This is a genomic window from Kibdelosporangium aridum (genome assembly GCF_900176515.1).
GTDB classification, from domain to species: domain Bacteria; phylum Actinomycetota; class Actinomycetes; order Mycobacteriales; family Pseudonocardiaceae; genus Kibdelosporangium; species Kibdelosporangium aridum.
In genome coordinates, this window is record NZ_FWXV01000001.1 from 971,061 (window position 1) to 983,074 (window position 12,014).

At 66.6% G+C, this 12,014-nt stretch carries 11 protein-coding genes; 8 read left to right on the forward strand and 3 right to left on the reverse strand.

Annotated elements, in window-relative coordinates; genetic code table 11:
* The first annotated feature begins 3 nt into the window (after positions 1–3).
* Genes egtC through B9C43_RS04040 form a run of 3 tightly spaced genes read left to right on the forward strand, consistent with a single transcriptional unit; the run spans position 4 to position 2,353 of the window.
* Entirely contained in the window at positions 4–777 is a 774-nt protein-coding gene (egtC, locus tag B9C43_RS04030; RefSeq protein WP_084424658.1) for an ergothioneine biosynthesis protein EgtC, read from the forward strand.
* Positions 770–1,741, forward strand: a complete 972-nt coding sequence (gene egtD, locus B9C43_RS04035) for an L-histidine N(alpha)-methyltransferase (protein WP_033393425.1) — start codon at positions 770–772, stop codon at positions 1,739–1,741. Before egtC ends, egtD begins: the two co-directional genes overlap by 8 nt.
* A gap of 57 nt (positions 1,742–1,798) precedes the next feature.
* Positions 1,799–2,353 (forward strand): DUF3710 domain-containing protein, encoded by a 555-nt coding sequence (locus tag B9C43_RS04040; protein ID WP_160096307.1) that lies wholly within the window; start codon positions 1,799–1,801, stop codon positions 2,351–2,353.
* On the opposite strand, the gene B9C43_RS04045 is transcribed toward B9C43_RS04040, so the two are convergent.
* Positions 2,294–3,118, reverse strand: a complete 825-nt coding sequence (locus B9C43_RS04045; protein ID WP_084424661.1) for a hypothetical protein — start codon at positions 3,116–3,118, stop codon at positions 2,294–2,296. The genes B9C43_RS04040 and B9C43_RS04045 overlap by 60 nt on opposite strands.
* Before the next feature lie 120 nt (positions 3,119–3,238).
* Between B9C43_RS04045 and B9C43_RS04050 the strand changes: the two genes are divergently transcribed.
* The 3 genes from B9C43_RS04050 (at position 3,239) to B9C43_RS04060 (ending at position 7,192) form a co-directional block, all read left to right on the forward strand.
* The gene (locus tag B9C43_RS04050; protein ID WP_033393423.1) at positions 3,239–3,688 is read left to right on the forward strand and encodes an Lrp/AsnC family transcriptional regulator; all 450 of its coding nucleotides are present in this window, start codon (positions 3,239–3,241) and stop codon (positions 3,686–3,688) included.
* A 98-nt stretch (positions 3,689–3,786) separates the two neighbouring features.
* Entirely contained in the window at positions 3,787–4,368 is a 582-nt protein-coding gene (locus B9C43_RS04055; RefSeq protein WP_160096309.1) for a TetR/AcrR family transcriptional regulator, read from the forward strand.
* A 748-nt stretch (positions 4,369–5,116) separates the two neighbouring features.
* Positions 5,117–7,192, forward strand: coding sequence for a DUF4185 domain-containing protein (locus B9C43_RS04060; protein WP_160096311.1), 2,076 nt, complete (start codon positions 5,117–5,119; stop codon positions 7,190–7,192).
* Here the strand turns inward: B9C43_RS04060 and B9C43_RS04065 are convergent.
* Positions 7,189–7,755, reverse strand: a complete 567-nt coding sequence (locus B9C43_RS04065; protein ID WP_084424667.1) for a TetR/AcrR family transcriptional regulator — start codon at positions 7,753–7,755, stop codon at positions 7,189–7,191. The two genes, B9C43_RS04060 and B9C43_RS04065, sit on opposite strands and share 4 nt — an antisense overlap.
* A 64-nt stretch (positions 7,756–7,819) precedes the next feature.
* Here B9C43_RS04065 and B9C43_RS04070 point away from each other — a divergent pair, with 64 nt between their 5' ends.
* The gene (locus B9C43_RS04070; RefSeq protein ID WP_084424668.1) at positions 7,820–8,446 is read left to right on the forward strand and encodes an O-methyltransferase; all 627 of its coding nucleotides are present in this window, start codon (positions 7,820–7,822) and stop codon (positions 8,444–8,446) included.
* Between the two features lie 141 nt (positions 8,447–8,587).
* Here the strand turns inward: B9C43_RS04070 and B9C43_RS04075 are convergent, their stop codons facing one another.
* Positions 8,588–11,404 (reverse strand): aconitate hydratase, encoded by a 2,817-nt coding sequence (locus B9C43_RS04075; RefSeq protein WP_084425575.1) that lies wholly within the window; start codon positions 11,402–11,404, stop codon positions 8,588–8,590.
* A 162-nt stretch (positions 11,405–11,566) separates the two neighbouring features.
* Here B9C43_RS04075 and B9C43_RS04080 point away from each other — a divergent pair, with 162 nt between their 5' ends.
* The gene (locus B9C43_RS04080) at positions 11,567–11,923 is read left to right on the forward strand and encodes a VOC family protein (RefSeq protein ID WP_084424669.1); all 357 of its coding nucleotides are present in this window, start codon (positions 11,567–11,569) and stop codon (positions 11,921–11,923) included.
* Positions 11,924–12,014: the final 91 nt, after the last annotated feature.

Sequence of the window (12,014 nt, forward strand, 5' to 3'; positions counted from 1 at the left end):
GAAGTGTGCCGCCATCTGGGTTACCTCGGCCCCGCCGTGTCCGTGGCCGGTCTGGTACTCGAGCCGCAGCACTCGTTGCTGCGGCAGAGCTGGGCGCCCGCGGACATGCGCGGCGGCGGCACGATCAACGCCGACGGCTTCGGTGTTGGGTGGTTCGCAGGCGACAGGGCCGTCGTGTACCGCCGCGCCAGTCCGATGTGGACTGACACGGCGCTGCCCGGGCTGCTCAAACCGGTTCAGGCGACGGGTGTGCTGGCGGCCGTGCGTTCGGCGACCGTCGGCATGCCGGTTGTCGAGACCGCGGCCGCGCCCTTCACCGACGGTGAGTGGTTGTTCAGCCACAACGGAGTCGTGCGGGGTTGGCCGTCGTCGATCGCCTCGTTGGCCGCGGGCTTGCCCGTGACCGATCTGATGACGCTCGACGCGCCGACCGACGCTGCTCTGCTGTGGGCGCTTGTCCGTGCCCGGTTGCGGGACGGGCAAGGGCCGTGCGACGCCGTCGCCAATACCGTGCTGGAGGTCGCGGAGCTGGCTCCGGACTCACGACTCAACCTGATGCTCACCGATGGGCGGACGCTCGTCGCGACCGCCTGGACCCACTCGCTCGTCACGCTGGTCACCGAGGACTCGGTGGTGTTCGCGTCCGAGCCGTGGGACACCGATCCGCGTTGGACACCCGTCCCGGATCACCACATCGTCACGGCCACGGCAATCCCGGGGCCGCCTTCGCTCGCCGTGCATCCGCTCGGCGCCCGACCAAAGGGAAACCATGACTGAACCGGTGGTCGACGTTCACTTGGCCGAGGACCACGCCGCCCGCGCACTCGCCGCCGACGCGCGGGTCGGCTTGGCCGCGAACCCGAAAACCCTGCCTCCCAAGTGGTTTTACGACGCTCGCGGCAGTGAGCTGTTCGAGCAGATCACCCGCCTGCCCGAGTACTACCCGACCCGCGCCGAACGGGAGATCCTCGGCGACCGCGCGGGTGAGATCGCCTCGACGAGCCAGGCGCACACCCTGGTCGAACTTGGCTCCGGCTCGTCGGAGAAGACCCGCCTGCTGCTGGATGCCTTGCGAGCGGCGGGAACGCTTCATCAGTTCGTGCCTCTCGACGTCTCCAGGACCGCTTTGCGGGAGGCTGCGGCAGCTTGTGCCGTCGACTACCCGGGCCTGACCGTGCACGGCGTGGTCGGTGACTTCACCGAGCATTTGGCTTTGCTGCCAGGGGAAGTACCACGGGTGGTCGCGTTCCTCGGCGGCACGATCGGAAACCTGCTGCCCGCCGAACGCGCCAAGTTCCTCCGCTCCGTGCGGCACGTCCTGGAACCAGGGGAGTGGCTGCTGCTCGGCACGGACCTGGTGAAGGACGTCGAAACGGTCCGCGTCGCCTACGACGACGCGGCCGGTGTCACCGCCGAGTTCAACCGCAACGTGCTGCACGTGCTCAACCGTGAACTCGGCGCGGATTTCGACGTCTCGGCCTTTTCCCACGTGGCCTTGTGGGATCCGGAGAACGAGTGGATCGAGATGCGCCTGCGTGCCGAGAAGGCCATGCGGGTCACCATCCCGGCGCTCGACATGACGGTGTCCTTCGAGGAAGGGGAGGAACTGCACACCGAGATCTCCGCCAAATTCCGCCGGGAGGGCATCACGACCGAACTGGCGGACGCAGGCTTCGAACTGACCCGCTGGTGGACCGACTCGGCCGACCGGTTCGGCCTGTCACTGTCCCGAGCCGTCTGACCGGCCCGGGTGGATCGCGGCGAGGGCTCCCGCGATCCACCCAGTAGGGTCACCGGCGTGAAATGGTTCCGCCGGCGTAACCGTGACACCCCAACGCCATCTGGCCCGTACGACGTGCGCGACGCCCCGGATGACGGGGTCTCCCGGTTGGACTTGGGATCCGTGCGGATCCCGGTCGAGCCCGGCACCGAGTTGCGGGTCGAACTGAGCCCTGACCACACAGAGGTGCGGGCAGTGCACCTGCAGACCGGGCTCGGGCAGTGCACCGTGAGCGCGTACGCCGCCTCGCCCGCTGGTGGGTTGTGGCCGGAGGTCTGCTCCGACCTGCTCGACCTCCCACCCTCGATGGAATCCGCACGCGCCGAGCGTGGTGAGTGGGGCAGGGAAATCGTGGGCGAGAGGGACGGCATGGTCATCCGGTTCATCGGCATCGACGGCCCAGGCTGGATGGTGCGCGGTGTCGCCGTGACAAAGCCAAGTTCAGCCGCCAAGATCGCCGCCGCCCTTCGGGACATCATGCGCGCCACCATCGTGGTCCGCGGCAACGACGACCTACCCGACCGCACTCCGCTGCCGATCACGCTGCCGGACGAAATGGCCAGACACCTCTAGTCGTGGGCGCATACGGCAGGCTGCGCGCACGATCGTGTCGACCGCCGCCATCCCGCCGAGCGCCAAGGCAAACGCCGCCCACGGTCCCGCCGGGACCAACGTCATCGACAATACGAGCACGAACGTGATGGTGCCGACGGCTGACGCCAGTGCGCCGTACATCAGGCTGGCGGCTGCCTCGCCTCCGGTGGCACGGTGCACGGAAGGCGCCATGACGATCAGAAGTACTGGTAGCGCGGACAAAGCACCCGCGACGACAGGCCCGAGTAGCGGCGCGGTCGTCGTGAGGATCAGGACGACCGCGCCGGAAACGGCCATCCGGAACGGAAGGTCCCATCGAGATCCCCGGCCAGGCCGCGGAGGTGCGTCGGCGGTGGTTGAGGACCATGCGACAGCGCCGGCAACCGCGGTGACGATGGCGATGGCCGTGAGCCACAAGCTATGCGTGAGCACGACGACGACCTCGGCGATCGCTCCACAAAGGACAGCTATTGGCAACGCCTTGAGCGGTCGTGCCTTTACGGCCAGGCGGGCGTAAAGGAGGCAGAAGGTCACGACCGTCAGCTGGCCCAGTGCGGCGCCGTGGGCCGCGTCGGACGCGGCCTGTGGCCCGTGTTCGATGCAGAGGATCACCAGAAATGGTGCTGTGGAAAGGGGAAGTCCGAGCAGGCGGCCACCGAACCGTGGGCCGAGCCGGTGTGCCGCGATCGAGGTGAGCAGGATCAGCAAGGGGGCGAGTGTCGCCCTGAGTAGGAGAACCTCCATACCTTCGACTCAAACACCGATCCAGCCGATATTGGCTCGGAATCAACGGAGCAAACCGCCCATCGGCCGAGAAAATATCGGCGACTCGCCCGTCTCGCTGAGATTTCCTAGACTGCGGGCATGGACCGGATAGATCGGCAGCTGCTGGCCGCGTTGGTGAACGACGGCCGCGCGACCTATCAGGAGCTGGGCCGCCTGGTCCGGCTGTCGTCGAACACCGTCGCCGACCGGGTGCGCAAACTGCGCAAGGACGGCGTGATCCGTGGTTATCGGGCGGAGCTCGACCTCGCAGTCCTCGGCCGTGGCCTGCAGATCCTCACCGACATCCGCCTGCGGGAGACCGTCGACCGCGCCGGTTTCGAGCGTGGGCTCGTCAACGTTCCGCAGGTGATCGCGGCAATGCGGATGACCGGTGACTACGACTACCTGCTGCACGTGGTGGTCGCGAACGCCCTCGAACTGGAGCACATCGTCGACCGGCTCAAGGCCGAACTCGGCGTGCGCGAGGCGCGCAGCCGGTTGCTGCTGCACGAGGTCCCGCTCGGTCAGGACCGCATTCTGGATGTCTGACCGGCCGGATGGGACATGCCGTTCGACGACACGGTGGCCGGCACGTCTTTGGCGTGCCGGCCGCTGATCGTTACGCTGCTTGGTGCGGAGGTGGACCGGTGGTCGAGACAGTCAAACCACGCAGGCGCCAGGCTCGCGGCGAGCGGCGGATGGCGCAGTTGCTGAACGCGGCTGAGGAAGTCTTCGCAGCCGAGGGCTTCAACGCCGCGACCACGAATGCGATCGCCGCGGCGGCGGGCGTCTCGCCAGGCACGCTGTACCAGTTCTTCCCGAACAAGGACTCCATGGCGGCGGCATTGGCCGAGCGTTACGTCGACGTGCTCGCCGAGGTGCACGACCCGGAGGCCAAGGTCGTCGGTGTGCCGCTGGACGACGTGATCAACCGGATGGTCGATCCGGCGATCGCGATCGCTGAGGAGCACCGTGCGTTCGAGGCGATGTTCTGGGCGCAGCCGTGCGACAAGCTGCGGGACTCGGTGACCGAGAACGTCGACCGGACGATCGCGACCAGGGTGCCTGAGCTGGATCCGAGCAGACGACGGCTGATCGCCACGGTCACCGTGAAGATCTTCGGCGCGCTGCTGCCCGCCATTCTGGCCGCGTCGGGCCGAGAGCGGGTCGAGCTGACCGGTGAGCTCAAGCGAGTCCTGCGCGCCTACCTGCTGGACGTTTCGGACTGACCCGCGCCTGCTGCGGCAGCGAATCACGCGTAGGGTCGTTGTCAGGGTCGCCGTGGCGGCCGGGCTGTTGCGAGCTGCCGGGGATACAGCTCGACAAGGTCCGGCACCCGGCGACTTCTCGGCATTCGGCGGTTTTCCCGCCTTTCACATCCGTTGTTTCGCAATTTCCTGCAGCTAAACATGAACACTGCCTCCGTAAATACCGGTACGGTGGATCAGTTTAGTCAAACGGGCTCGTCGGTCGTGTATGCCTGTGGCGTACATACCCCTCTGCAGAATGATTGGGAGACGACCCTTGCCGTTATCCAGACCAATCAGATCCACGACGATCGGATTGCTGCTCGTCGCTCTGTTACTGACTGTGATATCTCCGCCCAGTATCGCCGCTCCTGGGAACGGAAACGCCGTTGCGGCTCAGCCTCGCGCGAACAAGCCTGGTCGGCCGGCGGAGCCGCAGGTCAGGGAGAAGCGGATCCAGTGGGAGACGCCAGAGGAAACGCGGAAACGCGGCGCCTACATGCGGCAGACGGGCGTGGCTACCCGCGCTGCCGCCGGCGATTTCCCGAGCGAAAGCATGACGAAATGCTGGAACGCGCCCTATCCGCCCGGCACGAATCGGGTCATTCTCGACCACTGGCTGTGGTGTACGACCGCGAGGGCGTATCTTTATTTCTTTGAGAAATGCCAAGGCCCGCCTCCTGGAAATGGGTGCGTCGAGGTCGGCAGCATCAATTTCCGGGTCGCTGTCATGGGGCACGGGCATCAGGACAAGGACAGCCCGGCCGCGCGCAAAGTCAAATACTGGATGATGCTGGACGACCCGCAGGCCTTCGGCAAGGTCGACTACACCGCCACGCTCAGCTTCACCGGAACCTGCAAGTCCTACACCGCCGGAGCTCCATGCCAGGCCGCGCCCGGAAATGGCCGTACGGACACAGTCGAGGGATGGATAGCCGCTGGGTACGCCGACTGGGAGTACAGCTCGCCTGAAGGGAGCAACACCAGCCCCGACAAGATCGCCTTTTTCGACTTCGACCTGCTGGGCACGATGTCCAGCCCGAAGATCTGGCCGTCCAGCGCGCCGGTCATCGCCCCCGGGCAGGCCGGGTTCCGCTGCGACTCGGCCAGGTATCAGAAATGGCCGGTCGGCGTGCAGTCCTATGGATGCGTCTTCGACGGTGTCCGCTCGATCTGGACGTTCAAAGCCACCGCCGACGTGGCGCAAACAGCGAAACACGTGTGGACCGCGCAGTTCAAGCCCAACCTGACGCGCCCACCGTCGGTCAAGGACAAGGAGATACCAGGTTCCATCCAGAGCGGCACGCCGCTGTCGCGGCTCGCGGGCGCCGCGGGGACTCCGGAGGCCAACAGTCACAAGGCGAACCGGGACAAGTCCATCGCTACGTGCAAGACGAACTTCGGCGCCCAGTACAGCCGCAACCAGACACGGGACTGCGACGAATACCCGATGGCCTCGACCAACCAGGGCGCCTGGACCGGGTCGAACGATCCGGCCGTGGAAACGCACCACTATTCGGTTCGCCCGCTCAAGTCAGAGGACAACCAGGCTGCGGGCAGGCTGCTGGAAGAGTTCTACCGCACCGAGCGGGTGATCAACACTGACGAGTTCTTCGTGGATGTCGTGGCAGCCGACGGCGGTCCTTATCCCGGTTTGCAGGAACCCGAGGGGATCTCGTCGCCGATCGCGAACCGGCAGTGTGATCTGCGCCAGCCCGTGGTGTCCAACGTGCAGAAGACCGCTCCGCCGGAACAGACCTTCAACGACTACGCGAGGACCACTCCGAACGGATGGACCGGCGGCGACTCGACGTTTTCGGTCAAGCTGCCCGACGGCCGTCTGCTGTTCCTGTTCTCCGACACGTTCCTCGGCCCGCTCAAGAGCGACGGCACCCGGCCGACGAATGCCCCGTTCGTGAACAGCACCTTCGTACTCAAGGACGGCGACAATCTGACGACACTGCGGGGTGGCACGGCCGCCACACCCAAGGGACTGATGACGCCTGCCGCCGAGAAGCACTGGTACTGGCTCGGTGACGGCCTGATCCACAACGAAGGCGGCACCAACTACCTGCAGGTGCTGTTCCAGGAGTACTACAAGTTCGGGCCAGGGGACTGGGATTTCAGGCACAAGGCGAACTTCGTGGCCTGGTTCTCACTGGCCAACCTCGGCACCACCCACGGCCACGAACCGCTCTACGTCGACCCGGTTCCGTCGACTCCCGGCGTGGGCTGGGGTTCGGCCCTGCTGCCGGCCAGCCGCAGCGGTGACGGGTACACCTACATCTACGGCGTGGACGACGCTCCGATCAACAAGCAGATGCGTGTCGCGCGCGTCCGGGGAACCGACCTCACCGGCGACTGGGAGTACCTCAGGCCGGGCACCGGATGGATGAAGCACGAGAAGGAAGCGGCGAACGTCTTCACGGGCATCGCCAACGAGTACAGCGTGACGCCTTGGTACGGCGGCTTCACCGTGCTGAGCCAGACCAGCACGGCGGCGTTCAGCGGCGAGATCCGCGCTTCCGTGTCGTGTTCCCCGCATGGCCCATGGCAACTGGAGACGTTGGTGTACCACATGCCTGAGCCAGGGCCGTACGGCAGCTACCAGGACGGCACGATCTTCGCCTACAACGCTCACATCCACGACACGCTGTCACCCGAAGACGGCCCGTTCACCTTGTCCTACAACGTGAACAGCTTCGACAGTCAAGTGTCGGACACCGCTCACCACTACCGTGACCCGAGTATCTACCGGCCTCGATTCGTGAAGTTCTCGATGACGCCGACCGGCGGAACTCGTTAAGCAACCAGTGCCCGGACGAGCCCGTCGATGAACTCGCGTGTGATGGGCTCGCCGGTCACCAGTACGCGGTAGTACAGCGGGCCGACGAGCTGGTCGACTGCCGCCTCGACATCGAGGTCGGCGAATTCGCCCCGCTCGGCGGCCCGCTGGAGGATGAGCCTGTCCCTGGCGCGCAACGGAAGCACGCACTCGTCACGAAAGCGGGCGGCCACCGCGGGGTCGTGTTGCGCTTGGCCTGCCAGGGCACGGAAGACCGCGCCCTCGTCGGTCTCGGTCAGGAAGGTGGCGAGCATGGGGAGGTAGGCGGCGAGGTCGTCGGCCAGCGAGCCCAGGTCGGGCGGTGTCAGTTCCTCGTTCATGTCGTCGACGAACGCGTCCAGCAGGATGTCGACCTTCGACGGCCACCAGCGGTAGATCGTCTGCTTCGCCACGCCTGCGCGTGCGGCGATGCCTTCCACTGTGACGCCGGCGAAGCCGCGCTCCACGAGGATGTCGTCGGCGGCTTCCAGGACGGCTTGGCGGGCCTGTTCGCTGCGGCCGTGCCGGTTGCCGTGGTGGCGCATGTTCGTCACTCCCGAAGACTAATAAGTCCTAGCCTAGACGCAACGTTGTGTCTACGCTAGGACTATGGCCAACACTCTCGCGAAGGTCCAGGCAGTGCTCGATCGGCTGTTCGCGAATGCCGCGAACGACGCCTGGCCGCAGTCGTATCCCGCTGACCCGCAGGGGCATGCCGATGCCCTCGCGGAGATCTACATGCCGATCTCGGCCGACGGCGGCAAGCTCCTCTACTCGCTCATCCGGGCGGCGCGGCCGGAAACCGTGGTGGAATTCGGTACTTCGTTCGGGATATCCACGATCTACCTCGCCGCCGCGGTCGCCGACAACGGCACGGGACACGTGTACGGCAGCGAGATGAACGACTCGAAACGCGAAGCCGCACAAGCGAACCTCAAAGAAGCCGGGCTGGCCGAGCACGTCACCGTCCTGCCGGGCGACGCGCGCGAATCACTGAAAGAGGTCCCTGGGCCGATCGGCATGGTCCTGCTGGACGGGTGGAAGGACCTTTGCCTGCCCGTGCTGAAGTTGCTGGAACCCAAACTCACGCCGGGCGCGCTGGTTGTCGCCGACGACGTCACGTTCCCGACGATGGCCGACTACCTCGGCTACGTCCGTGACCCCGCCAACGGGTATGTCAGCGTGGAATTCCCGGTCGAGGACGGCATGGAAGTCAGCTGCTACACCGCAGTCTGAACGAAGGGCACCGCCGAGCGGGGACTCGACGGTGCCCACTGAGTCTGCGGGAGCAGCGCAAAGCGAGCGCAACACATGTCCGCTAAATGCCAAACACCGCCGGGGCGACGTGCGCCCCGGCGGTGTTGTCACAGCAGATGATCAGGAACGAACCATCTTGCGCAGCACGTACTGCATGATGCCGCCGTTGCGGTAGTAGTCCGCCTCACCCGGCGTGTCGATCCGCACGACCGCGTCGAACTCGACCTTCGAGCCGTCCGCCTTGGTGGCCGTGACCTTGACCGTGCGCGGGGTCTCGCCGTCGTTCAGCTTGGTGATGCCGCTGAAGTCGAACGTCTCCGTGCCGTCGAGGCCCAGCGAGGACACCGTCTCGCCCTCGGGGAACTGCAGCGGCAGCACGCCCATACCGATCAGGTTCGACCGGTGGATGCGCTCGAACGACTCGGCGATGACCGCACGCACACCGAGCAGCGAAGTGCCCTTCGCGGCCCAGTCACGCGACGAACCCGAGCCGTACTCCTTGCCCGCCAACACAACCAGCGGCACACCGGCCTCGGCGTAGGCGACGGACGCGTCGTAGATGGTGGTCTGCGGCGCGCCGTCCTCGAGGAAGTTGCGCGTGAAGCCACCCTGCACGTCGTCCAGCAGCAGGTTACGCAGCCGGATGTTGGCGAAGGTGCCGCGGATCATCACCTCGTGGTTGCCACGACGGGAACCGTAGGAGTTGAAGTCCTTGCGCTCCACGCCGTGCTCGGTCAGGTACTTGCCCGCGGGCGAGTCCTGCTTGATCGCACCTGCCGGGGAGATGTGGTCGGTGGTGACCGAGTCGCCCAGCAGCGCAAGCACCCGGGCACCGTCGATGTCGGTGACCGGCGACGGGTCGTTCTTCATGCCCTCGAAGTACGGGGGCTTGCGCACGTACGTCGACTCGGTGTCCCACTCGAAGGTGTTGCCGGTCGGGGTCGGCAGCGAACGCCACCGCTCGTCACCCGCGAACACGTCGGCGTAGTCGTTGGTGAACATCTCCGACGAGATCGAGGACGCGATCACGTCCTGGATCTCCTGCGGCGACGGCCAGATGTCCGCGAGGAACACCGGCTTGCCGTCCGAGCCGGTGCCGATCGGCTCCTTGACGATGTCCAGGTCCATCGACCCGGCCAGCGCGTACGCCACCACCAGCGGCGGGCTGGCCAGGTAGTTCATCTTGATGTCCGGGTTGATCCGGCCCTCGAAGTTCCGGTTGCCCGACAGCACCGACACCAGCGCGAGGTCGGCGTCCTGCGCGGCCTGCGAGATCTCGTCCTGCAGCGGGCCGGAGTTGCCGATGCACGTGGTGCAGCCGTAACCGACCAGGTGGAAGCCCAGCTTCTCCAGGTACGGCAGCAGACCCGCGCGCTCGTAGTAGTCCATGACCACCTTCGAGCCCGGCGCCAGCGTCGTCTTCACCCACGGCTTGCGCTCGAGGCCCTTGTCCACGGCCTTCTTCGCCAGCAGCGCGGCGCCGATCATCACCGACGGGTTCGAGGTGTTGGTGCAGGACGTGATCGCGGCGATCGCGACGGCACCGTGGTCGAGCTCGAAGGTGTTGCCGTCCACGGTGACCGTGGTCGGCGCAGACGGACGGCCCTCGCTGCCCTCAGCCGCGGAGTGCGCGACGCGCGGCTTGCCGTCGCCGTTCTCACCCTCGTGGATGGCGACCGGGTCGCTGGCCGGGAAGGTGTCCTCGACCGCTTCGTCCACAGTGGAGGTCGACTTCTCCTCGGTGTGCGAGACGTAGCTGCCCAGCGCGCCGCGGAACGCGGGCTTGGCCTCCGCCAGCACGATGCGGTCCTGCGGGCGCTTCGGACCGGCGATCGACGGGACCACAGTGGACAGATCGAGCTCGAGCGTCTCGGAGTAGGCGGCCTCGACCGACGGGTCGTGCCACAGGCCCTGATCCTTCGCGTACGCCTCGACCAGCGCCAGCTGCTCGTCGGACCGGCCGGTGAGCCGCAGGTAGTCGATGGTCTCGCCGTCGATCGGGAAGATCGCGCAGGTCGAGCCGAACTCCGGGCTCATGTTGCCGATGGTGGCACGGTTGGCCAGCGGCACAGCGCCGACGCCGGTGCCGTAGAACTCGACGAACTTGCCGACCACACCGTGCTTGCGCAGCATCTCGGTGATGGTCAGCACGAGGTCGGTCGCGGTGGCGCCCGCGGGGAGCTCACCGTGCAGCTTGAAGCCGACCACCCGCGGGATCAGCATCGACACCGGCTGGCCGAGCATGGCCGCCTCGGCCTCGATGCCGCCCACGCCCCAGCCCAGCACGCCGATGCCGTTGACCATCGTGGTGTGGCTGTCGGTGCCGACCAGGGTGTCCGGGTAGGCCTGGCCGCCACGGGTCATCACCACGCGCGCCAGGTGCTCGATGTTGACCTGGTGCACGATGCCGGTGCCCGGCGGGACGACCTTGAACTCGGAGAACGCGGTCTGGCCCCAGCGCAGGAACTGGTAGCGCTCCTTGTTGCGCTCGTACTCCAGGTCGACGTTGCGCTCGAACGCGTCCGGGCGGCCGAAGATGTCGGCGATCACCGAGTGGTCGATCACCAGCTCGGCCGGTGCCAGCGGGTTGACCTTGTCCGGGTCGCCGCCAAGCTGGGTCACCGCCTCGCGCATGGTCGCCAGGTCGACGATGCAGGGCACGCCGGTGAAGTCCTGCATGACCACGCGGGCGGGGGTGAACTGGATCTCGGTGGCGGGTTCGGCGCTCGGGTCCCATCCGGCGAGGGCACGGACGTGGTCGGCGGTGATGTTCACGCCGTCCTCGGTCCGAAGCAGGTTCTCCATCAGGATCTTCAGGCTGTACGGCAGGCGCTCGGCGCCGTCGACCGCGTTGAGCCGGAACACCTCGTATGAGGTATCGCCGACCGTCAGCGTGCCGCGGGCACCGAAGCTGTCCTTGCTCGCAGGTGCAGTCACGTCCAACTCCATCTCGCGCGCCGGTGTGCGGGTGGCAGCAAAAGTCAGTTCGGGTTAGGCCGAGTCTCGCGCATCCCCGCTGGACTCGCAGACCCCGGGCCCCATCCTCGCCACTAACAGTACGCTTGTCCTGTATTCGACGACAAGGCGGGGTGGAGAGAGATGATTCACCATGTCCAGGTGGCGTGTCCGGCAGGTAGCGAAGATCGACTGCGGGCGTTCTACCACGGGGTGCTCGGCTGGCCGGAACTGGACAAGCCTCCGCTGCTCGCCGCACGCGGCGGATGCTGGTTCCAGGTGCCCGGCGGGGGAGAGCTGCACGTAGGCGTCGAGGCGGACTTCCGCCCTGCTCGCAAGGCTCATCCGGCGTTCCTGGCCGACCTCGACGCGGTCGCGGCGGCCCTGCGGGACGCGGGATGCGAAGTGGTCTGGCCCGATCCGGCCGAGATCCCGGGCCGCCGCAGGCTGCACACCTATGACGCGGTGGGCAACCGGCTGGAGTTCATCGACGCGACCTAGCCGTGTCCACCTTTCCAGCACGGTGTGTCCACCTTTCCAGCACACCGGAATCGCAGGCCAGGGGAATTTCATGGTGCTGGAATGTGCGACA

Bases quoted from the DNA above. Each gene is read 5' to 3' on its own strand.
- B9C43_RS04060 (WP_160096311.1), top strand. From the start codon at position 5,117: ATGGGGCACGGGCATCAGGACAAGGACAGCCCGGCCGCGCGCAAAGTC.
- egtD (WP_033393425.1), top strand. From the start codon at position 770: ATGACTGAACCGGTGGTCGACGTTCACTTGGCCGAGGACCACGCCGCC.
- B9C43_RS04050 (WP_033393423.1), top strand. From the start codon at position 3,239: ATGGACCGGATAGATCGGCAGCTGCTGGCCGCGTTGGTGAACGACGGC.
- B9C43_RS04070 (WP_084424668.1), top strand. From the start codon at position 7,820: ATGGCCAACACTCTCGCGAAGGTCCAGGCAGTGCTCGATCGGCTGTTC.
- B9C43_RS04065 (WP_084424667.1), bottom strand. From the start codon at position 7,755: ATGCGCCACCACGGCAACCGGCACGGCCGCAGCGAACAGGCCCGCCAA.
- B9C43_RS04045 (WP_084424661.1), bottom strand. From the start codon at position 3,118: ATGGAGGTTCTCCTACTCAGGGCGACACTCGCCCCCTTGCTGATCCTG.
- B9C43_RS04080 (WP_084424669.1), top strand. From the start codon at position 11,567: ATGATTCACCATGTCCAGGTGGCGTGTCCGGCAGGTAGCGAAGATCGA.